At 31.3% G+C, this 22,616-nt stretch carries 21 protein-coding genes, 5 tRNA genes and 1 pseudogene; 2 read left to right on the forward strand and 25 right to left on the reverse strand.

Annotated elements, in window-relative coordinates:
* Nucleotides 1–39: 39 nt before the first annotated feature.
* From nusG to SJY17_RS00145, 20 genes are all read right to left on the reverse strand, one after another.
* Entirely contained in the window at nt 40–594 is a 555-nt protein-coding gene (gene nusG / locus SJY17_RS00050; RefSeq protein ID WP_397363397.1) for a transcription termination/antitermination protein NusG, read from the reverse strand.
* A gap of 5 nt (nt 595–599) precedes the next feature.
* Nucleotides 600–794 carry a preprotein translocase subunit SecE gene (secE, locus tag SJY17_RS00055; protein ID WP_028283620.1) on the reverse strand — a complete coding sequence of 65 codons (195 nt, stop codon included), beginning with the start codon at nt 792–794 and terminating at the stop codon, nt 600–602.
* A gap of 83 nt (nt 795–877) precedes the next feature.
* Nucleotides 878–950: transfer RNA gene (locus SJY17_RS00060), tRNA-Trp, on the reverse strand.
* A gap of 63 nt (nt 951–1,013) precedes the next feature.
* Nucleotides 1,014–2,201 (reverse strand): elongation factor Tu, encoded by a 1,188-nt coding sequence (gene tuf / locus SJY17_RS00065; RefSeq protein WP_397363398.1) that lies wholly within the window; start codon nt 2,199–2,201, stop codon nt 1,014–1,016.
* Nucleotides 2,202–2,267: 66 nt separating this feature from the next.
* Nucleotides 2,268–2,339: transfer RNA gene (locus SJY17_RS00070), tRNA-Thr, on the reverse strand.
* Nucleotides 2,340–2,350: 11 nt separating this feature from the next.
* Nucleotides 2,351–2,423 (reverse strand) — tRNA-Gly (locus tag SJY17_RS00075).
* A gap of 53 nt (nt 2,424–2,476) precedes the next feature.
* A tRNA-Tyr gene (locus tag SJY17_RS00080) sits at nt 2,477–2,558 on the reverse strand.
* Nucleotides 2,559–2,628: 70 nt separating this feature from the next.
* Nucleotides 2,629–2,702 (reverse strand) — tRNA-Thr (locus SJY17_RS00085).
* 109 nt (nt 2,703–2,811) lie between these two features.
* Nucleotides 2,812–3,105 carry a ribosome hibernation-promoting factor, HPF/YfiA family gene (gene hpf / locus SJY17_RS00090; protein WP_397363399.1) on the reverse strand — a complete coding sequence of 98 codons (294 nt, stop codon included), beginning with the start codon at nt 3,103–3,105 and terminating at the stop codon, nt 2,812–2,814.
* A gap of 24 nt (nt 3,106–3,129) precedes the next feature.
* Nucleotides 3,130–4,020, reverse strand: coding sequence for a tyrosine-type recombinase/integrase (locus tag SJY17_RS00095; RefSeq protein ID WP_397363400.1), 891 nt, complete (start codon nt 4,018–4,020; stop codon nt 3,130–3,132).
* Nucleotides 4,021–4,127: 107 nt separating this feature from the next.
* Nucleotides 4,128–4,322, reverse strand: a complete 195-nt coding sequence (gene rpsU / locus SJY17_RS00100; protein WP_397363401.1) for a 30S ribosomal protein S21 — start codon at nt 4,320–4,322, stop codon at nt 4,128–4,130.
* A gap of 82 nt (nt 4,323–4,404) precedes the next feature.
* A complete protein-coding gene (locus tag SJY17_RS00105) occupies nt 4,405–5,832 on the reverse strand; it encodes a carboxypeptidase-like regulatory domain-containing protein (protein ID WP_397363402.1) in 1,428 nt (475 codons plus the stop codon).
* Nucleotides 5,833–5,845: 13 nt separating this feature from the next.
* Nucleotides 5,846–7,015: an acyl-CoA dehydrogenase family protein gene (locus SJY17_RS00110; protein ID WP_397363403.1), complete on the reverse strand. Its 1,170-nt coding sequence runs from the start codon at nt 7,013–7,015 to the stop codon at nt 5,846–5,848.
* A 19-nt stretch (nt 7,016–7,034) separates the two neighbouring features.
* Complete coding sequence (locus SJY17_RS00115) at nt 7,035–7,808, reverse strand: ComEA family DNA-binding protein (protein ID WP_397363404.1); 774 nt, start codon at nt 7,806–7,808, stop codon at nt 7,035–7,037.
* A 126-nt stretch (nt 7,809–7,934) separates the two neighbouring features.
* On the reverse strand, nt 7,935–9,767 hold the full coding sequence (locus SJY17_RS00120) for an alanine/glycine:cation symporter family protein (protein WP_397363405.1): 1,833 nt from the start codon (nt 9,765–9,767) through the stop codon (nt 7,935–7,937).
* Between the two features lie 91 nt (nt 9,768–9,858).
* Nucleotides 9,859–10,884 (reverse strand): potassium channel family protein, encoded by a 1,026-nt coding sequence (locus SJY17_RS00125; RefSeq protein ID WP_397363406.1) that lies wholly within the window; start codon nt 10,882–10,884, stop codon nt 9,859–9,861.
* Between the two features lie 4 nt (nt 10,885–10,888).
* Complete coding sequence (locus SJY17_RS00130; protein ID WP_397363407.1) at nt 10,889–11,116, reverse strand: PspC domain-containing protein; 228 nt, start codon at nt 11,114–11,116, stop codon at nt 10,889–10,891.
* Between the two features lie 199 nt (nt 11,117–11,315).
* Complete coding sequence (locus tag SJY17_RS00135; RefSeq protein ID WP_397363408.1) at nt 11,316–12,590, reverse strand: DUF2851 family protein; 1,275 nt, start codon at nt 12,588–12,590, stop codon at nt 11,316–11,318.
* Nucleotides 12,591–13,271: 681 nt separating this feature from the next.
* Entirely contained in the window at nt 13,272–14,252 is a 981-nt protein-coding gene (locus tag SJY17_RS00140; protein WP_397363409.1) for a PLP-dependent cysteine synthase family protein, read from the reverse strand.
* 233 nt (nt 14,253–14,485) lie between these two features.
* Nucleotides 14,486–15,721 carry an ABC transporter permease gene (locus SJY17_RS00145; protein ID WP_397363410.1) on the reverse strand — a complete coding sequence of 412 codons (1,236 nt, stop codon included), beginning with the start codon at nt 15,719–15,721 and terminating at the stop codon, nt 14,486–14,488.
* Between the two features lie 8 nt (nt 15,722–15,729).
* On the opposite strand from SJY17_RS00145, the gene SJY17_RS00150 reads away from it, so the two are divergent.
* The gene (locus SJY17_RS00150) at nt 15,730–16,995 is read left to right on the forward strand and encodes an exo-beta-N-acetylmuramidase NamZ domain-containing protein (RefSeq protein WP_397363411.1); all 1,266 of its coding nucleotides are present in this window, start codon (nt 15,730–15,732) and stop codon (nt 16,993–16,995) included.
* A 1-nt stretch (nt 16,996) separates the two neighbouring features.
* Here SJY17_RS00150 and SJY17_RS00155 read toward each other — a convergent pair whose 3' ends face one another.
* The 3 genes from SJY17_RS00155 to SJY17_RS00165 form a co-directional block, all read right to left on the reverse strand.
* On the reverse strand, nt 16,997–18,049 hold the full coding sequence (locus tag SJY17_RS00155) for a hypothetical protein (RefSeq protein ID WP_397363412.1): 1,053 nt from the start codon (nt 18,047–18,049) through the stop codon (nt 16,997–16,999).
* A gap of 262 nt (nt 18,050–18,311) precedes the next feature.
* Nucleotides 18,312–19,139 (reverse strand): sterol desaturase family protein, encoded by an 828-nt coding sequence (locus SJY17_RS00160; protein ID WP_397363413.1) that lies wholly within the window; start codon nt 19,137–19,139, stop codon nt 18,312–18,314.
* 28 nt (nt 19,140–19,167) lie between these two features.
* Nucleotides 19,168–19,662, reverse strand: a complete 495-nt coding sequence (locus tag SJY17_RS00165; RefSeq protein ID WP_397363414.1) for a YkgJ family cysteine cluster protein — start codon at nt 19,660–19,662, stop codon at nt 19,168–19,170.
* 59 nt (nt 19,663–19,721) lie between these two features.
* Between SJY17_RS00165 and SJY17_RS00170 the strand changes: the two genes are divergently transcribed.
* On the forward strand, nt 19,722–20,420 hold the full coding sequence (locus tag SJY17_RS00170; protein WP_397363415.1) for a class I SAM-dependent methyltransferase: 699 nt from the start codon (nt 19,722–19,724) through the stop codon (nt 20,418–20,420).
* Here the strand turns inward: SJY17_RS00170 and SJY17_RS00175 are convergent.
* Together SJY17_RS00175 and SJY17_RS00180 are read right to left on the reverse strand one after the other, a co-directional pair.
* Nucleotides 20,417–20,944, reverse strand: a complete 528-nt coding sequence (locus tag SJY17_RS00175; RefSeq protein ID WP_397363416.1) for a DUF2059 domain-containing protein — start codon at nt 20,942–20,944, stop codon at nt 20,417–20,419. The genes SJY17_RS00170 and SJY17_RS00175 overlap by 4 nt on opposite strands.
* Nucleotides 20,945–20,976: 32 nt before the next feature.
* A pseudogene (locus SJY17_RS00180) lies at nt 20,977–22,599 on the reverse strand (amidohydrolase).
* Between the last annotated feature and the right edge of the window lie 17 nt (nt 22,600–22,616).

Consider the following 22,616-nt stretch of genomic DNA (forward strand, 5'->3'; position numbering starts at 1 on the left):
GGAAGCCTAAAGGAACACTTATCTCTAGTGTAACAATTATTAAATTTTTTCTACTTGCATATAACTTAGTTCTAATGGTGTTTTTCTTCCGAAAATCTTAACCATTACTTCAAGTTTACGTTTTTCTTCATTTATATTTTCAATAGTACCATCAAATCCATTAAATGGACCATCAATAACTTTAACTGTTTCTCCTTTTGTAAAAGGTATAGCAACATTTACATCTGCATCAACAGACAACTCATCAACTTTACCTAACATTCTATTAACCTCTGATTGTCTCAATGGTAAAGGATCCCCTCCTTTTGTAGCTCCTAAGAAACCTATAACATTAGTTATTGACCTAATAATATGCGGTATTTCCCCAGTTAGATTTGCTTTAATCATTATATATCCACTGAAGTAAACTTTTTCTTTTTGAATCTTTTTACCATTTCTAATTTGAATTACTTTTTCTGTAGGCACTAGAACCTGCTCTACATAATCTTGTAATCCTAATCTAGCAATCTCGTTTTCTATATAGGCTTTGATCTTATTTTCTTGACCACTTACCGCTCTAACTACGTACCATTTTTTCTCTACAACTTCAGCCATAATTATTATCCTATTAGATTAAAATACAAACTGATGACTTTACTAAAAACGGTGTCAATACCCCAAATAGCTAAAGAGAAAATAATTGAAAAAACAGCCACAAGGATAGTTAAACTTTGCGCTTCAGACCAAGGAGTCCAAGTAACATTATTTTTTAACTCACCAAATGATTCTTTTATATAGTTTACAATTCCAGCCATATTATTTTATTTAGTTTCCTTTCAAAAGAAAGGACAATTTTATTACTTCAACATTAAGAGATAATTCTCTTATAATACTTTTGCACGGGTTGAGAGACTCGAACTCCCGACACCTGGTTTTGGAGACCAGTGCTCTACCAACTGAGCTAAACCCGTAAATATAAATCAAGGCACTTCGAAAAACGAAGCACCTTAATTCTATATTTATTAAACTAGATGTTAGTCTAAAATTTCAGTTACCTGACCTGCACCTACTGTTCTACCTCCTTCACGGATAGCAAAACGAAGTCCAACATTCATAGCGATAGTTTGGATTAACTCTACAGTAATTGTTAAGTTATCTCCTGGCATCACCATTTCTACTCCACTAGGCAAAGCAATGTTTCCTGTTACATCAGTTGTACGAACGTAAAACTGTGGACGGTAGTTATTATGGAATGGAGTGTGACGTCCACCTTCTTCTTTTTTAAGGATATAAACCTCAGCTTTAAACTTAGCGTGTGGTGTTACAGATCCTGGCTTAGTAATTACCATTCCTCTAGAGATTTGAGATTTCTCAATACCTCTTAAAAGAATACCTGCATTATCTCCAGCCTCACCTCTATCAAGGATTTGACGGAACATTTCAATACCTGTAATTGTTGATGTTAATTTTTCAGCTCCCATACCAATAATTTCAACAGGATCACCAGTATTAGCAACTCCAGTTTCGATACGACCTGTAGCAACAGTTCCACGACCTGTAATTGAGAATACATCTTCAATTGGCATTAAGAAAGGCTTATCCATATCACGAACTGGTTCTTCAATCCATGTATCTACAGCTTCCATTAATTCCATTACTGTATCAACCCATTTTTGCTCACCATTTAAAGCTCCTAAAGCAGAACCCGAAACAACAGGACCATTATCTCCATCATACTCATAGAAAGATAATAATTCTCTAACTTCCATGTCTACTAATTCTAAAAGCTCTTCATCATCAACCATATCCACTTTATTTAAGAATACTACGATTCTTGGGATACCTACTTGACGACCTAATAAAATATGCTCACGAGTTTGTGGCATTGGACCATCAGTTGCAGCTACTACTAAAATAGCACCATCCATCTGTGCAGCACCTGTAACCATGTTCTTTACATAATCGGCGTGACCTGGACAGTCAACGTGTGCATAGTGACGATTTGCTGTTTGATATTCTACGTGAGATGTATTAATTGTTATACCTCTTTCTTTTTCTTCAGGAGCATTATCGATAGTATCGAAATCTCTTGCTTCTGATAAACCTGCATCAGCTAATACTTTAGTAATAGCAGCAGTTAAAGTTGTTTTACCGTGATCTACGTGTCCAATTGTACCAATATTTAAGTGTGGTTTTGAACGATCGAAAGTTGCCTTTGCCATGTTTTAATAATTTAATCTTAGTTATATAATAATATTAGTGTATTCTAAATTTTTTCTTTAAATCAGAGCCAATGACGGGAATTGAACCCGTGACCTCTTCCTTACCAAGGAAACGCTCTACCCCTGAGCTACACCGGCTTAAATATTAGAGCGAGAGACCAGGTTCGAACTGGCGACATTCAGCTTGGAAGGCTGACGCTCTACCAACTGAGCTACTCTCGCAATTATTTAAAATTCTTTGTTTAAAATTATTCATTTTTTATGGTAAAAAAATGTGGGGAGAGCAGGATTCGAACCTGCGAAGACGTAGTCAGCAGATTTACAGTCTGCCCTCGTTGGCCGCTTGAGTATCTCCCCAATTTTAAACTTCTCAATATTTTAAAGAACTTATAAAGTCAAAAACAAATGTTTTATTCTTTAATTTAAGAGCCGATGGAGGGACTCGAACCCACGACCTGCTGATTACAAATCAGCTGCTCTAGCCAGCTGAGCTACATCGGCTTTTTACTGCAATTTTTAGTTATAAAAAAAGCCCGCTATTTCTAACGGACTGCAAATGTAAATATTTATTTATTTATTCAAAACATTTTTTTGAAATATTTTAAAAATTTTATTTTAATTTTTGTTTTCGTTTTTCCAACTGTCTTCTTAAAGAAGCTACTGCTGTGTCTACACCTTCTTCAAATGACTTACATTGTTTTTTAACAATCAAGCTATCTCCTGGTACATTTATTTTTGCTTCAAATATTTTATTTAGTTTATTACTGCGATTTTCTACTTTTAAATAGACTTCTGATTGAATTACTTTATCATAATACATTTCTAACTTATTCATCCTTTTTTGAATAAAATCTAATAATTTTTGATCTGCATTAAAATTAACTGCTTGGGTGTTTACTTTCATACTTTTAATTTTATGATTAAACATTTATTTTTTGCTTCGAGGATGTGCTTTTGCATATACTTTTTTCAACTCTGCAATACTATTATGAGTATATACTTGAGTTGCTGCTAAACTTGAATGCCCTAACAATTCTTTGACAGCATTTAATTCTGCACCTTGATTTAAAAGATGTGTTGCAAAAGAATGCCTAAGTATATGCGGGCTTTTTTTTACCTTACTTGAAGCTAGACTAAAATAATCATTTATAATTCTGTAAACAAGTGTTTCGTAGATTTTAACTCCTTTTTTTGTTAGAAACAAATATTGATTATCTGTTATTATTTCTAATTGATTTCTTTCTTTAATAAACTTTTTAATACTTTCTGTTACTATTTGCAACAATGGTATTACCCTTTCTTTATTTCTTTTTCCTAGAATTTTTATTATTTTGTTTTCTATGTCTACATCTTTTAGTTTGATGTTAATTAATTCTATACGTCTAATTCCTGTTGTGTAGAATAACTCTATTATTAATTTATTTCTTAATCCTTCAAAATCCTGATTATGATTCATTTGATCTAAAACAGAAGCTACTTCTTGTTCCGAAAAAGGGATTTGCACCTTTTTACTTGTTTTAAGTGCTTTGTGTTTTGCAAGAGGATTTACTTCGACTTCATTAATTTTTAATAGAAATTTAAAAAAACTATTTAATGCAGACACTTTTCTGTTTATACTTCTATTAGCAATTCCTTTTTCTACCAAATTAACTATCCATGTTCTTATTTGAGAAAAATTAATTTGTTGAATTGTATTTGACTGATCTTCTTCTTTTAAAAACAAAAGAAAAGACTGAATATCTTTTTTATAAGCGTTAACTGTTAGCTCCGAATATTTTTTTTCGAGCAATAGATAATCTAAAAACGCTTTTAATAACATTAATTATTTGGTTTTGAACACGTCTAAATATACTGTTTTGAATTTGTTATTACAAAATAAAAATCCCACTAAAATTATTAGCAGGATTTTAATATTTTTAAAACTATTTATATAGCTTCTTGATCTTGTAATTGTTGAACATACTGGGCTTTTTGTAGCCTTGCTCTTTTCTGGATAGAAGGTTTAATAAATTGCTTACGACTGTGTAAAGCTTTTCTGTTTCCAGTCTTATCAAACTTACGTTTGTAACGCTTTAACGCTCTTTCTATATTTTCTCCGTCTTTTATTGGAATTATTAACATAGTGTCTTAACCTCCTCTCTTTTAAAATTTTGAGGTGCAAATATAAAAAGTTATTTACTTTGAGCAATCAAAAAATCTTTTTTTATTGCTTAAAAAGTGACGACCGTTTGGTTAAATCTTTAATCAATTTTTCATCTTCTTCACTTTCTAATAAAGTATTATAGTTTTCCCAAAACTCTTTATTATATGGTTTTATTGAAAAAATGTCTGGATCCCAATCTTGTTGCAATGCTTCTGCTACTTTTTCTTGATCTTGAACAATCTCTGTAAACAGAATTTCTTGAACTGTATAATAATAACGCTCTTCCTTATTAAAAAGCGCTTCTTCTTCTTTATTTATTTTTCCAGAAGGTTTATAGCCTACATTAACTAATTTAGGTGTCTCATAATAAATATAGTTTGGATACATCTTATCTTGATATTCCATATATGAAATTACAAGCTTGTGATTTATTTGGGTAGCAAATAATGTTTTACTCCTACTTCTTTGCGCTTTAGAACCTGCTTTAAGCTGATATTCTATCTTCTTAATAGCAAAGTTATCCCAATAGATATAAATCCATCCCTGAGCAATATATCCTTCGTTATAAATACCTTTAGTATTTAATCCAACAAAGTCTTCACTTTTATTAATCTTTATTTTATAGATTTTTCTTTCGTTATCAACTAAGACTGTATCTAACTTAAACTGATGTGTTTTTAATACATCTTTACCTAACAACGCTTTTGGATCTTTTGAATTTCTAACCAGGTTTAACTTACCTTTAAACAGGTTTTCTAATCCGTTTACACGTGTATCATTCCATTTAATGGATTTTATTAAAGATGATTTTGCAATTGTATCTCTTCTTAAATTCTTAGGTTTTAAATCTACGTTTGCATTATATTTTAAATAAGTTGAATGCGAAAATAGGCTATCTACATCACGTAAATCGTAACTTTTTCTTACTTGATCTACATTAATCTTTAGATTATCTTTTCCTCCTGTAACATAGCTTGAGTCATCATAAAGTGTAATTGCACTCTCTACTAACCATTTAAATTGTTTTTTGTTTCGTTCTTTATGTCTTAAAAATCCTTTTTGAAGGTAAGGCGTTTCCGGAGAATTGTCTTTTAGTTTCTCTAAAGCACGCAGTACAATATCGTTTCCTGTTTTAGGTCTGTTTTCTGCAACTATTACAACTTCGTCTAAAGACGCAACATCTTCTTCTAAAAATATTTCAAACTCATTATCAAACTGATCTATTGTTGTTTTATAGCTTTTAAACCCAATTGAAGAAATGACTATTGTATCTTTTTCATATTCTTTAGGCACTGACAAAACAAACTTACCATCTGCATTTGTAATTGTTCCTGTAGTTGTATTTTGCACATAAATACTTGCATTTTCAATGGGAAGCATGTTTAAAAAATCTACTACTTTATTTTTTAAAATTGTCTGAGAAATAGATACACTAGAGGTTAACAAAAAAATGACAATTGCTATTTGCTTGATTTGGGTAAATTTCATTTTAAATATTTTTTTACTTGGTAGCAGGCTTGTAATCTTTTCCATCAATTACCATTTTAGCAATGATTTCTCTTAAGATTTCTGAAGTACCTCCACCAATTGGTCCTAGTCTACTATCACGCAATAGTCGTGCCAATGGATAGTCTTCCATATAACCATAACCTCCTAAAAATTGAAGACAGTCATAAATAACCTCATCTGCCATTTTTGTAGATTTTAACTTAGACATTGTAGCTTCTTTAACTACATATTCTCCTTTATCCAATCTAGAAGCGACAGAATAATTAAAGGTTTTACAAATTTCTAGATCTGCATAATGATCTGCTATTTTATGTCTTAAGGCTTGAAAACGATCTATTGTTTTTCCAAACGCAGTACGTTGTGACATATAATTTAATGTATATTCTAAAGCAAATTGCGTGCGTGCATGTGCATTAATACCCATAATTAATCGTTCTGTAGCAAAGTGCTGCATGATATACGCAAACCCTTTGTTTTCTTCACCCATTAAATTTGAAGCAGGTATTGTAACATTATCAAAAGCAATCTCACCTGTATCAGACGCACGCCAACCTAACTTATCTAGCTTAGTTGCAGACACACCAGGCGTATCTCTGTCTATTAAAAATATACTTATACCTTTATTTCCTAATTCTGGATTTGTTTTTGCTGCAACTACTAAATAGTCACTATATACACCATTAGTTATAAATGTTTTTGAACCATTTATAACATAATTATCTCCTTTTTTAACAGCTGTGGATCTCATTCCTGCAACATCACTACCTCCAAAAGGTTCTGTAATACACAAACAACCTATCATATCTCCTGTAATACTTGCAGATAAATATTTTTCTTTTATTGCTTCACTTCCTTCTGCTTTTAAATGCGTCATTGCCAAATAAGCATGTGCCCACATTGCAGCAGCAAAACCAGCAGAATTAATACGTTGTAGTTCTTCCAGAAAAATAACCATATAAAATAAGTCAAGATCTAGTCCTCCATATTGCTCTGGGTAACTAATCCCAAAAAAGCCCATATCACCAATTTTTTTCCAAATAAAACGATCTATCGTTCCTGTTTTTTCCCATTTTTCAATGTGAGGCACGACTTCTTTTTGCAAAAAATCTCTTAAGCTTTCTCTAAATAATTGATGTTCTTCGTTGAAGTACATACTTTCCATACGTCAGTTTTTAGGTGATTTATTCTAGGCGTAAAGATAACTTAATTATCTCTATTTTTTTGATTGGAAAATCTTTAACTTTTAGTAATTCGTCTAAGGACTTAAACCCATCACGTAGTGTGCGTGCTTCTATTATATTATGTGCAACTTCATAATCAATAAACTTAATAGTTACTAGTTGCGATTTGGTTGCAGTGTTTAAAGCAATTTTAGTAATTGCTCTTGGTGTTTTTATACTAAAATTATCTTTTATATTCTGGATTACATCAGGTTCCAAACCATATACATCTTGTAATTCTATAAAACTATGAAATCCATTTATTTTAGTCCTATATTTTACTATTCGCTCTGAATATGATGGTCCAATACCATATATTTTTTGAAGTTGTGCAGCTGTAGCTGAATTTAAATCTAGTTTCTGACTTTCGGTTTTTGGTTGCTTTGAAAACGACTTACTAAAAGTCTTCTGTTTAGGTTTAGGATTAGTAACCCAATCTGGGAATTTAAAATAAGGCGAAATTTTTGCAAGCAATGAATCTGAAACCTTTGTTACTTGCTGAAACTGGCTAACAGAATTTATCCATTTGTCTTGTTTTCTGAAGTTTAACAATCTATCAATTTCTTGATTTGTCATCCCTAAATTATAGCCTTTATAATCTGTAATAAAATTAGGGTTAAAAGGATAAATTTTAGGTTTTTTATTTTCAATCTCAACAGTTTTTAAAGAGTCTACCTGTTGTACAAATGCTAAGACTTGACCTTGATTAATTTCAAAGCTATTATTGTCGTCCATCAATTTTGGTAGTAATAAATGATAAAACCCTTGAACTGAAAGTATAATTAGCAACAATAGAAAAATCCCACTCCTTTGTTTTTTAGAAAACTTGAAGTAGGATTTTAAATTCATTTTAAAAAAAAATTATTCAGAAGCCTTAACTCCTTTAATTGCTGACATATATTTTTTAAGTTCTTCTCTTACTTTAGGAGCTAATAAAACTAGACCTACCATATTTGGAACCATCATTGCAAAAATCATGGCATCAGAGAAACCTATTACAGAACCTAAACTAATCGAAGCTCCTACTATTACAAATAAGCAGAACAATACTTTATATGCGTATTCCATTTTTTTAGTTCTTCCAAATAAATAAGCCCAACCTTGATATCCATAATAAGACCAAGAAATCATTGTACTAAATGCAAATAACACTACTGCAATCGTCAATACATATGGAAACCAACTAATTGCGCTTTCAAATGCTCCAGAGGTTAATAATATAGCTCCTGCATCATCCAATCCTGCATTAGCTGCAGTAACATTACCTGTAATAATCAATACTAAAGCAGTCATTGTACACACTACTACTGTATCAATAAAAGGTTCTAATAAGGCTACTAAACCTTCAGAAGCTGCATATTTTGTTTTTACTGCTGAGTGCGCAATAGAAGCAGAACCAACACCAGCTTCGTTAGAGAAAGCTGCACGTCTAAATCCTTGTACTAACACACCAATAACACCACCAGCAACACCTTCTGGGCTAAATGCACCATTAAAGATTTGTGTAAATGCGTCTCCAATCATATTATAATTAACAATAATTACAAATAAAGAAGCTGCTACGTAAATGACTACCATAAATGGTACAATCTTATCTGTTACTTTGGCAATTTTTTTAATTCCTCCAATAATAACAATACCAACTAGTACAGCCATTACTAAACCAAACATCCATCTATAACCATGTATAAAAGATTGTTCACCACCTGTCATATGCTCGAATAATTGAGCTGCTTGGTTAACTTGAAACATGTTACCACCACCAAAAGATCCTCCAATAACAAAAATTGCAAAAATAACCGCTAGGACTTTTCCTAAACCAGCCATTCCTTTATCCTTAAGACCTTTTGTTAAATAATACATTGGTTCACCAAATACAGTTCCATCCTCTGCAATATCTCTATATTTTACACCTAAAGTACATTCTACAAATTTAGAAGCCATACCTAAAAATCCTGCAACAATCATCCAAAATGTTGCTCCAGCTCCACCAATAGATACCGCAATTGCAACTCCAGCAATATTACCTAAACCTACTGTTGCAGACAATGCAGCAGTTAGTGCTTGGAAGTGTGACACTTCTCCTTCGTGGTTTTCAATAGCTATAGTTTCAATATTATCTCCTCCAGGAGTAGAGTCTCCTGCTCCAACCAAAGATTCGTGATGATCTAAGTCGTCATACTTACCTCTTACAATATTTACAGATGTCAAAAATCCTCTAAAGTTTATAAACCTAAAATAGAATGTAAAATAAATGGCTCCTAATATTAAAGGAAACAATACCCAAAACACTTGAGTAAAAGGTGCTGTTGCTTTTAAAGAAACCATATTTGGCATATCCTTTTTAGCAACTTTAAAACCACCATCATTAATAATGATATTATCGTTTGAGGTTGTAAGAGCTAAACTTGAAGCTGTACGATTACCCATTTTAATTGAGCTAACATAAAGCGAATCATTTTTTTCTTCTATTTTATATAAATCACTGTCTTTTTTTAAATCAATATTTACATCCTGATCTACAGAACCAAAAGGTATTTGATAGAATATACCTTTAACAAACCAACCTGTTGCGTCTCCAAAAGCTTTGTCTATTTTTTCATCTAAACCTTTTTCTTTCTCAACGCTAGCATCTTGAGCAAAAATTAAAAGTGGTATTATTAAAGTTAAAATTGAAAGAAGATATTTCTTCATAATTAAGTTATTTGTTAGTTAAAAGTTTAGTTAGACTAGCAATATGCGAAAAATTGCTGAATTTTTAAAAGAAAACCTGTTAAATACTTGATTAGTCTAAGCTAAAAACAGCATTTAATTTCTGGATTTGCTCTGGTCGTCCAAGTACAATTACTTTAGAATTTGGCACTAATTTAAGTTCGGCTTCAGGATTAACAATATATTCTCCATTTCCGTTTTTAAAGCCAATGACTGTACAACCTGTTTTATGACGTAAGTCTAAATCTTTAATCGTTTTTACAACTGTATTTGGGTCGTATAGTTTTTCTACTTGTACTTCTTCAATATTTATATTATTCTCTCCTACAATTGCCAGATTATCTATAAACTCTATTAAATCTGGAACAACTACTAAAGATGCCATATGGTCTCCTCCAATACGATCTGGTAAAATTACATTGTTTGCTCCTGCAAGTTTTAGTTTTTGGTAAGATGTTTCTTGAGACGCACGACTAATAATTTTTAAATCTTTTTTTATTTGTCTTGCAGATAATACTACAAATAAATTATCTGCATCATTTGGCAATGCAGAAATTAAAGTATTTGCACGATCTATTCCTGCTTGCATTAACACCTCATCTTCATTTGCATTTCCATACACAAAAGGTGTATTTTCGTTTTCAAATTTTTCTATAATTTCTTTATCTCTTTCAATAATAACAAAAGGTTTGTCATGTGCTAATAACTTTGTAGCAGCTTGTTTTCCGTTTCGTCCATAACCACAAATAATAATATGGTTTTTAAGCGCATCTATTTTTTTCTGCATTTTCTTTTGTTTTAGTTCTTCTAGATTACTTCTACTTAAAATAAACTCTGTTATTATCGTTAAAGCATAACCAACAATTACAACACTGGTTAAAATTAAAAATATAGTAAAGATTTTTGATACATTATCCAAAGGTTGTACCTCTCCAAAACCAACAGTAGTAATTGTTATTACTGTCATATACAAAGCATCTACCCAAGTATAATTAGACATTAATTTAAAGCCTAACACACCTATTACAAGCAATACAATTAACAATGTAATTGCTGTGTATATTTTAAATCTGTATAATGTTATTAATGGGTTAGTCATAGATTTAGAGGTCAAACACAGACGATCGTTTAGTATATATAATATCCTTTATACGCATCCAAAAAGCAAAAAATAAATACAATGCAAAACCAAAACCAAGGGTTGCAAAGGTTAAGTACATAAAACTGGTACGTACTATTTTTGCTCTAATACCTAGACGGTCTGCAATACGTTGACATACGTGATAGCCTCGTTTTTGAAAATAGTGTAATGGCTTGTATAAAAATTGCATACTGCAAGGTAATAAAAGGTTTTTGACTTTAAAACACTTAAAGCTAATATTCTATTTACTTTTTAAGTATAAGTCTTTCGTTTTAAAAAAGAAAGAAAGCCAGGTTTTGTTTAGATTATCTGGCTTTTAACGCTATAAAGTTCTTGATACAATTTTTCGTACCTCAAAATCACTGGAACTGACGTTAATCTTAAAATATTTAGCTATTAGTTAAAATGTCATTACCAATTGCACATTTTAAACAATAATTTTTGTCGCAATAGTTATTTTTTAGTTGAATAACTGCTTGACTTTGTAAAGCAGATTTTGATGACACCTTTAGGGTTTTAAATTTATCTACAATACTATTTTTTTCTGGTTTTAATTGTTCCATTAATTTAATAATACTATCATCTATTGATTTGCCTTGTTGTTTTGCGTAGCAGAATTTAAGCGGAATGATTGTATTTATTAATAGTAAGTCTATAAAAGCTTTGGTTATTTTTTTCTTACTTGTTTTAGACACTTTGTCAAACGTATAATGAGTTTCCCAAAAGGTAGATGTTGACACAGAAAACAAGTTATAAATATCCTCTAAACTATCTAAAGTTATCACTTTAGAAAACAAACTTTGATGCACATGGTAAAGATTGGCTAATTGAGACAATCTAATGGTTGGGAAATTTGGTGGTCGTAATCTAAAAAACTGAAACGGACTTACACTTGTATTTTCTATCCTAAATTTTTGTTTTAAAAACGCATATTCCTTTTGAAGCGCAATATAATAAGCCTCTTGCACATCGTCCTCCAACATATTAGCTTGTCCATAAAACAAAGCTTCTAAGCTTTGTAAATTATTTTGCTGTTTTCTAACTACTGAAAAATCAAAACTATTTGCCAGACTAAAAAAGGCATCACTATTAACTTTTAATCCAAAATTTTTAGTCAGTAATTTAAACAATACTGCTTCCCAATTATTATTGGCAGTTTCCAGAATAGCTTCAATATCTTTTGCTTTACGCTCTAGACGCTCAAAAAATAAGCGTTCTAACCAGTTATTAATTGTAAATGGACTGACCTCTGCAACAGTATTTTGACAATTAATCCAGGTTTGTTTGCTATTAAATAATTTGTGATAATTATTTAAAGCAGTTTTGGATACGTAATTTTTAAGCTGCAAGGTTGGGATTTGTGTATTGTCTTTTCTAAAAATAGCAGTATCATGCTCCCAAACCACATGCAAGATTACATTGTCATAATTAGTATCTACCTCATGATTATGCACAAACCAATCGCTAGATTTTATGTGTATCTCTACATTTCCTGCCCATAATTGGTCATCAATAGTTATTTGTGCATTAAAAAAATCTGGTCCTGTATTATGGTTGTGTGTGCCAACACTAGTAATGGTTACTGGTTGGCTATTTGTGGTTAGCAAATTTGAAACTTCAAACTTTTTTAGCTTCCAGAGATAGTGTAAAAAATCTTCTTGCATGGTTTAAAGTTACACATTTTTTTGTAAGAAACATACGTAGTTCTACGTATTGATTTTCTGACAAAAAATAGCTAACTTCGTTGAACGATTGATAAAAAACATTAAAACGATTTTTTATCAGAGAAACATTAGCCAAAATAGCGCGAAAAAATCCTGACACTTTAAAAAAAGTCGTTTAAAACAATGATTTTTCAGTAATAAAAAGTGAAAAAAATCTCACTCAAATGTGGAAAAAAACAGGAACCTGAAAATTGCTGAACACTCACTGGCTCGTGGAAAATTCTTTGTGGGAATTTAGCAAGTTTACGGAATTTACTCAAACTGTAGAAAACCAAAATTGCGGAATTGAGCAAAATGCGGAATTAAAATCTTTGTGGAACTTTCACTCAAACGCTGAATATTGGAAAAATAAAAAAAAAAGGAATTATAAACTGAAAAAAAAATACTTTGGCTAACACCTTGTATAAAAAATTGCTTAATTTGGCTTAACCGAAAGTTTGTGCTTTTTTATAAACTATATTTTTCCTGCGGAAAAATAGCCGTTCACTTAAAACGCAAATTTCCATACAAAAACACGTTCAACGAAATACATAAAAAAACTCACCATTAAAATGGTGAGTTTTTTTATATTTTATTGATGAGATTGCTTCGTTCCTCGCAATGACAAGTTAAAGAATTTGCTTATTCTATGTAACCCATTTTACGCATCCAATCGTCATTATACATTTTACCTACATATCTGCTTCCATGGTCATGGAATAATACTACAACAACATCGTCTTTAGTAAAGTGTTCTTTTAATTGTAAGACTCCTTTTATTGCAGATCCTGCTGAGTTACCTAAAAACATACCTTCTTCTTTAGATAGTCTTTGTGTGTACACACAAGCATCTTTATCTGTTACTTTAGTAAAACCATCTATAATACTAAAATCTACGTTTTTTGGTAGGATATCTTCTCCAATACCTTCTGTTACGTAAGGATAGATTTCCTTCTCGTCAAAAATACCAGTTTCGTGGTATTTTTTAAAGACTGATCCATAAGTGTCTACTCCCCAAATTTTTATGTTTGGATTTTTTTCTTTTAAATATTTACCAACTCCAGAGATGGTTCCTCCTGTACCAACACCTACTACAAAATGCGTAATTTTCCCATCTGTTTGTTCCCAAATTTCTGGTCCTGTACTTAGGTAATGTGCTTTTGCGTTACTTGGGTTGTCATATTGGTTAACATACCAACTGTTTGGTGTTTCTTCTCCTAATCGTTTTGAAACCGAGTAATATGATCTTGGATCGTCAGGCTCAACAGCTGTTGGACAAACCACTACTTCTGCTCCTACTGCTTTTAGGATATCTACTTTTTCTTTAGACTGCTTATCTGCCATTACAAAAATACATTTGTATCCTTTTATTATGGCTGCTAATGCTAATCCCATTCCTGTATTACCAGAAGTCCCTTCTATTATAGTTCCGCCTGGTTTTAAACGTCCATCTGCTTCTGCATCTTCTATCATTTGTAATGCCATACGGTCTTTTACCGAGTTTCCTGGGTTAAAGGTTTCGTATTTAGATAATACTAAACATGGTAACTCTGCTGTTAACTTGTTTAATTTTACTAATGGTGTGTTACCTATGGTTTCTAATATGTTTTTTGCGTATTTCATAATAATTTTTGCTCTTGCAAAAATAGTTAAAAGTTAAAAGTTAAAAGTTAAAAGTTGACTTATTTTACAAAACTGCCTATTTGAAGGTTGTTTAAAGGATTACTCATCTATTTTATTTGAGAAGAAATCCTGATTACTTTGTAGTTGAATTGGCAACTTTTTATTTATTGTCAAAAATGAAAAAAAAGATATAGCAAAAAACCTAAACCCTTATTATAACTCCAAAATATTATTTAATCAAAACGTATTGCTTTTACTGGCGAAATTTTTGAAATAATATAAGATGGTATTAATAGCATTAGTAAACATAAAATGAAGGTTCCTACGTTTAATGCGATAATGTAACCTATATTTATATAAACAGGCACTGCTGAAACATGGTAGGTTTTTGGATCTAACGGAATTAGCCCAAAGTATTTCTGCAATAATAAGAGGCTTATACCTATTAAATTACCCCAAAACAGTCCTTTTAGGATTAGGTATGCTGCGTTGTATAAAAATATTTTACGAATACTTAAGTTTGCACTTCCTAGTGCTTTTAAAATCCCAATCATTTGCGTGCGTTCTAAAATTAGAACTAATAATGCGGTTATCATATTGATACCTGCTACCAAAATCATGATACCAATTATTGCATAAATGTTATTGTCAAAAATTGCTATCCACTCAAAAATTAAAGGGTATTCTTTATCTACTGTTTTGGCAACTAACTGTGATGGGACTTGCTTATAAATGTCGTTTCCAGTTTGCTCTAGTGTATTATAATCGTTTATAAACACCTCAAAACGTCCTACTTGGTTGTCTTTCCATTTGTTAAATTTTTGAATATGTCTAATGTCTCCAATAACATATAATTGGTCAAACTCTTGCAAACCTGAATCGTATATCCCAACAATATTAAACGTTCTTACATTTGGCGGTTTTGAGGTGTCTTCTTTTAAAAAGTAGGTATTTATCTTATCATTAAGTTTTAGTTGCAACCTATTAGCTAAATAACTTGACATTAATATGTCAGCGTTTAGTTTTTTGGTGTAATCTGGCAAACGTCCTTCTATTAAAAAGTCTTTAAAATACTGCCAATTATAATCTGCACCTACACCTTTTACAACAACATATTCAAAATCGTTTTCTAATCTTATTATTCCGGATTTTGTTGCTGTACCTTGGATATGGCTAACTTCTGGAACACTTTTAAACTCTGGATAAAAATCTTTATCAGTAGAAATTGGTCTAATACTTTCTTGTGAGTTATTATTATCGTAATTTTCGATAATGCTATGACCATTAAAAGCGATGACTTTTTCTCTAATTTTTTGTTGTAAGCCAATACCTGTTGCAATAGCAATCATCATTACAATAATACCTAATGCAATTGCTACAATACCAATTTTTATTATTGGTGCTGATATGCTACTTTTATACGCTTTACTATCAATTATGCGTTTAGCTATAAAAAACTCGAAATTCAAACTAGATTATGCGATTTAATGTTTTCAAAAATACAGTTTTATTATTTGTTTTAGTATTAATTTCTTGTGCTTCTAAAACGAAAAACAAGAATAACGATACTGCTACTGTTTTGGCTAAAACCGAAACTACAATAGATAACACAAAGCTTAAACCAATTATTGTTGGTGCAAATCAAACTGAAGCGTATTTACCATTTTTAAAAGGACAACGTGTTGGTATTGTGGCTAATCAAACTAGTGTTGTTTTTAAAAAAGTCATAAGTAATAAGACAAAAGATATACACTATACACATATTGTTGATAGTTTAGTGGCTTTACAAATGGACATTAAAAAAGTATTTGCTCCAGAACATGGTTTTAGAGGTACAGCAGATGCTGGAGAAGTGGTTAAGGATGGTAATGATGTAAAAACTGGATTGCCTATTATATCGCTTTACGGAAAAAACAAAAAACCTACAGCAGATCAACTTAAAGATATTGACGTTGTAATTTTTGATATCCAAGATGTTGGTGCACGTTTTTATACTTACATATCGTCTTTACATTATGTTATGGAAGCTTGTGCTGAACAAAACAAAACACTGATTGTCCTTGATAGACCAAACCCAAATGGGCATTATATTGATGGTCCAATTTTAGAAACAGAACACAAAAGTTTTATTGGTATGCATCCAATACCTGTTGTACATGGACTAACTATTGGTGAATATGCACAAATGATAAATGGCGAAAAATGGTTAAAAGATAAAGTACAGTGTAATTTAAAAGTAATTACAATTAAAAATTACGATAGACAAATTACTTACAATTTACCTATAAAACCATCTCCAAACCTACCTAATGCTAAAGCTATAAACTTATATCCTAGCTTGTGCTTTTTTGAAGGTACTAATGTAAGTGCTGGACGTGGTACGGATTTACAGTTTCAGATTTATGGTTCTCCGTTTTTACCAAAGACAGACTATACTTTTACACCTCAACCAAATGAAGGTGCAAAGTACCCAAAACATCAAAACAAAACTTGTAACGGTTTTAATTTAAGTAACACCAAACATCTAAGTAGTTTAAATTTAAGCTACTTAATTAAGGCTTATAATACCACAGAAAACAAAGCAGATTTCTTTTTAAAGAATGGTTTTTTTACAAAGTTAGCTGGAACAAAAACATTGCAACAACAAATTGTTGCTGGTTGGAGTGAAGACAAAATAAAAGCCACTTGGACAAGTGGCTTAAATGAGTTTTTAGTATTAAGGGAACCTTATTTATTATACTAAATTATTTTTTGTTTTTTCTGTCTTCTTCTATAGCTTCCTCATACTTTTTACCGTTTGGTCTAAGGTGCTCTTTTCTGTACTCTTCTCTTGATTGCTTTTCTAAGCCTTCATTTTCTACATCAGAAATATTATAGTCAACTTTTTTTCTTTCGATTTCTCTAGATTTTTCAGCCTTTTCGCGTTCTAATCTACTTTTTTCTATCTCTCTTTTTTTATCTGTTTCAGCAGATGCTATAGCTTGTCTTTCTTTACGTTTTGCTTCAGCTTTAGCTCTTTCTTTAATAGCTTTTCTATTAGCTTCTATTTGCGCTAATTGTCTTTCTTCTTTTGCTTTAGCTTCAGCAATAGCCTTTTCTTTAGCTTCTTTTTCCTTAGCTTGAGCTAATGCTAACTCCTTCTTTTCTTTTGCTTTAGCTTCAGCTACAGCTTTTTCTCTAGCTTCTCTTTTTTTGTTTTCTGCTTGCACTAAAGCGCGTTCTTTATTTGCTTTTGCATCAGCTTCTTTTTTAATACGTGCTTTTCTCTCACGTTCTTTAGCTTCAGCTTCAGCTCTAGACTTACCAGGTTTTGGAGCAACATTTGCTAAACGTGTATCTCTTTCTTTTTTACCTCTTGGTGTAATGTTTCTTTTACGTAGTTCTGCTTCTGGCAAACTGGCTCTTAAAACATCTTCTTCTAAATCTGCTACAGCATTGCTAGGTTTAGATATAGCTCCTATTCTATTTAAAGAAATAGGGTAAACCGCATCTTCTCTGTAAGCTACAACTGTGTAACGTCCAACTGCAAAATGGTGTAAAGGTATTTTTGCTTCTTTACTTCCTAAATCCATTAAAACAGATTCTTTCTGACTATGAAACAAGAAACTAAATCTAAATATTTGCTTGCTACTTTTAAGTATAATAGTATCTCCTGTTCTGTTTAAAACATGGACAAGTCCTGCTTTTGTAGCATTAACATTTTCAACAATAGTCGTTCTGCTGCTTGATTGCGAGAAAGAAAGAGTACTTAACAATAGTGTTAAGAAAAGTAGGTATGTTATTTTTTGCCTAATCATAATTTATCAATTATAGTTTACGCTAAATCAGTTTAAGGGGAAGTCAAATTTATAATGAAATCGGGATATTCTTCATTAATCTTATAATAATTTACACAAAATTAGCCAAACGACACAAAAAAGTCGACGAACAACTAATTTACCTGATTATCAATGATTTATAACGTAAAAGTTATTTGTTACTGATATATATTCAAAAAATATACCAAAAATGTTTCATATTGATAAAATATTGTAAAAAACTATAAAAACATCCTAAATATTAGTCTGTAGTTGGGTTGCGATATTTATGAAAAGGTTGTTTTAATAAGTGGCCTAAATCGCTGTTTTCTTCTTCATTTGGAAACGTGTCTACACCATAGATGATTTTATCTCTATCCAAAGTCATATAAGTACCAAAAAGCCTGTCCCAAACCGAAAATATATTTCCATAATTAGAATCTGTATATGGTAATTTATAATGATGATGAATCTTGTGCATATCTGGAGAAACCAGTACAAAACTAATGGCTTTATCTACAGATTTTGGCAACCTAATATTTGCATGAGAAAACTGTGTTGCCACTAAAGATAAGGATTGGTATAAAAACACAATTGCAATTGGTGTACCAACAATAAAAACACCTATTAAAGTAAAAGTAAAACGTATCATGCTTTCTAGAGGATGATGTCTATTTGCAGTTGTTGTGTCTACTTTATGGTCACTATGATGCACCAAATGCACCATCCATAAAGGTTTTACCTTATGCTCTACATAATGTGCTAAATAAGCTCCAAAAAAATCTAATAACAATACACCTAAAATAACTTTAAACCATAAAGGCATTATAGGAAGCCAATTAATAATTCCAAAATTATTAGCCTCAACCCAATCTGAAGTATACAAAAGCAAACCTGCTAATGCAAAGTTTATAATAATAGTTGTAGCTGTAAAAAACAAATTTGGCCAAGCATGTTTCCATTTTTTATAGCTAAAGTTAACTAATGGCACCAAGCCTTCTAGTACCCAAAATAAAGTGATTCCTCCAATTAAGATTATTGCTCTATGTGGAGGCGGAATAGTTTCAAAATAATTAGTTATAGTTTCCATTTTTCAATTTTAATAAAGGTACAAAATATTAAAGTTTAACACGTTTTTTCATCTCTTCAACAATATTAAAAGCAGCTGGACAAATTGCTACATTTTTTAATGTTAGATTAGATATCTGTTGAAATTTTTTTCTGTCTGTATGCGGAAACTCCGCACATGCTTTTGGACGTACATCGTAAATAGAACAATAATTATCTGCTCCTAAAAAAGTACATGGCACAGACTGTAAAACGTAATCGTTCTCTTCGTCAAGACGCAAATAGCTATCTATAAATTGTTGTGGTTTTTGCCTAAAATGTTTAGCAATACGTTGTACATCTTTATCTGTAAATAAAGGACCTGTTGTTTTACAACAATTTGCACAGGTTAAACAATCTGTTTTTTTAAACTCGTTATTATGCAATTCTTGCATTAAGTAATCCAATTGCTTAGGTGGCCTTTTTTTTAGCTTGGTAAAAAAGGTTTTGTTTTCCTTATGCTTATCTTTGGCAAGCTTTGGGAGATTATTTAAAAATTCTTCCATAAAGCAAAAATACTATTTTTAGAGATACTTCGACTGAGCTCAGTGACAATTAAACAAACATGAAAGACCTTTTTGGAAAAGCCTTATTAGATTATCATAATGGTAATTATACTGAAGACTTAATAACCTCCACAAATATTTCTGATGAGGATGAGTTACCACTTCCTTATCTTTTCAGGACTTATAAAGACATGCCTAAGTTAGAACAAAAGGCTTTACAATTATCCAATGGAAAAGTACTTGATGTTGGTTGTGGAGCTGGTAACCATAGCTTGTATTTACAAGACAAAGGGTTATCTGTAAAAGCTATTGACATCTCAAAAGGAGCAATTAACGTTTGCAAACAAAGAGGTGTTATTACTACTGAAAAAAAAGCACTTCTAGACGAAACTGAAACCTTTGACACTATACTTTTATTAATGAATGGTACTGGAATATTCCAGACGTTAAATAAAGTATCAAAATACTTAACGCATTTAAAATCTTTATTAAATAAAGATGGACAAATCTTGATAGATTCTAGTGATATAAAGTATATGTATTTAGATGAAGATGGTGGATTCTGGCAAGATATGAATGCTAATTATTATGGCGAATTAGATTATTTTTTAAGTTATAAAGGCGAAAAAGAAGAACCAATGAAATGGTTATATCTTGATTTTAATTTATTGCTTACAGCTTGTAAAGCTGTTGGTTTAAAATGCGAAATGCTCGCGGAAGGCGAGCATTTTGACTATTTGGCTAGGATATCCTTTTAGATATCAAATCCTTTTTCTGATAGTTTAGCAATCATACTTTTATATAAATCTCCACTCCACATAATTGAGATATCACTCATTGAAGCATTCATAGAATCTTGAGAACTAACAATTTTTTGTCCTGTTTCGCTTTGATAAAATTCTTTTAAAATAATTTTATCTCCTTCAGTTAAGTTTTCTGGTTTAAACATATTTTTACCAGCTTTTGTAGCATATAATTTGTTCATGTTTTTTACATCTTCATGTGTAAAGTGTCCTCTGTAAGCGCTAACAATCATTTGTGCTAGCTCATCTAAAGACGCTGGTTTTTCTGCTTTAAGCTCTGTCCAAACTTCTGTTGGCACTTCTTGAGATGCAAATTGCTCTTCAAGCATTGTAAACATTTGGTCCACTACACCTTCATAATACGCTATTGTACCATTACTTTTAATACACTTTTTTACATCTTCACTATATTGATCTACTTGTGCGAAGCTTACTGTACCAATTGCTAAAAAGCATACTAATGCTATAATTTTTTTCATTTTTGTCGGTTTAATTTTTTATAAAAATGCAACTATTGTGCCACACCATTAATAAACGTTTGTTTTACTTTAATATTAGGGATTTCTTTTTCATAAATTACCATAATATCTTTATCTAGTATAATAAAGTCTGCAAATTTACCAATTTCTATGCTACCTTTTTCATTTTCTTCAAAATTGGCAAAAGCTGCCCAAATGGTCATCCCTTTTAAAGTTTCTTCTCTTGTCAATCCATTGTCTTTATTAAATCCACCTTCCGGAAATTGCTTTACATCTTGTCTAGACACTGCTGCATAAAAAGTTAAAAATGGACTAACTTACTCTACCGGAAAGTCTGTACCTAAAGCTACTCTTCCGCTTTTTTCTAACAATGTTTTATATGCATAAGCACCTTTTATTCTATCTTTTCCTAAACGGTCTTCTGCCCAATACATGTCACTAGTTGCATGTGTTGGCTGAATGGAAGGAATGATGTTTTTGTTTTTAAAATAATTAAAATCATTGTCTGTAATGACTTGTGCATGCTCTACTCTCCATCGACTATCGGTTTTTCCTTTTAAGGTTTTCTCATAGGTTTGTAATACAAATCTATTAGCAGAGTCACCAATTGCATGTGTATTCATTTGATAACCAGAATTAGCAATTTTGACTGCTAAATCTTGGTATTGTTTTTTACCAATAACCAATGCTCCAAAATGGTTATGTTGGTCTGAATACTCCTGTTTTAAAGCTGCTCCTCTAGATCCTAAAGCTCCATCTGCATACACTTTTACAGATTGTACGTTTAGCCTGTCTGTTTTTATCTTTCCTTTAGGCAAATAGTAATCTAAGTTTTCTTTTTTATTACTAATCATTGCATAGATACGCATGTCCAATTTACCAGCTTGTTGTAAGCTATCAATCAATTGTATTGTTTGTTTATCCAATCCAGCATCAGACACTGTCGTTAGCCCTAAATCTGTACAAATTTTATGTGCTTCTAATAATGCATCTATCTGTTGTTGTTGTGTTGGTTCTGGAAAAATAGCTTCCACCAACTCCATTGGGTTATCAATTAAAACTCCTGTTAATTCTCCATTTTTTTTAAGAATTTCTCCTCCTTCTATTTTAGTGCTTTTATTAATACCTGCTAAATCTAAAGCTGCTTGATTACATAACATAGCATGACCATCAATTCTGGTTAAAGCAACTGGTGTTTCTGGATACAATCTATCTAATAAAGCTTTGTTAGGGTATACTTTTTCATCCCAATCGTTTTGGTCCCAACCTCTTCCAATAATAAATGTATTGCTTCTTTCATTTTGAAAATCTATGACTGTTCTCATAACTTCATCAAAACTAGTTGTACCTACCAAATTAACGCGTAACTGGTTTAATCCTAAACCGTAAAAATGACAATGCGCATCAATAAATCCAGGTAAAACTGTTTGTCCTTTAGCATCTATAGTATTTGTAGCTTGATATTTATTATTTATATCTGAAGTCGTTCCAACCTCAACAAACTTACCGTCTTTTACTGCGAATGCTTGAGCCTTACCAAACGTACTGTTTACAGTATATACATTGGCATTAGTTATAATGGTATCGACTTCTGTTTTATTTGAAGTACAAGACATTAGTATCAAAAATAAAATAAGAAGCTGGTTGATTTTCATGGTTTGAAATTTTGGTA

The sequence above is a fragment of the Olleya sp. R77988 genome, from assembly GCF_044594215.1.
Taxonomy (GTDB): Bacteria; Bacteroidota; Bacteroidia; order Flavobacteriales; family Flavobacteriaceae; genus Olleya.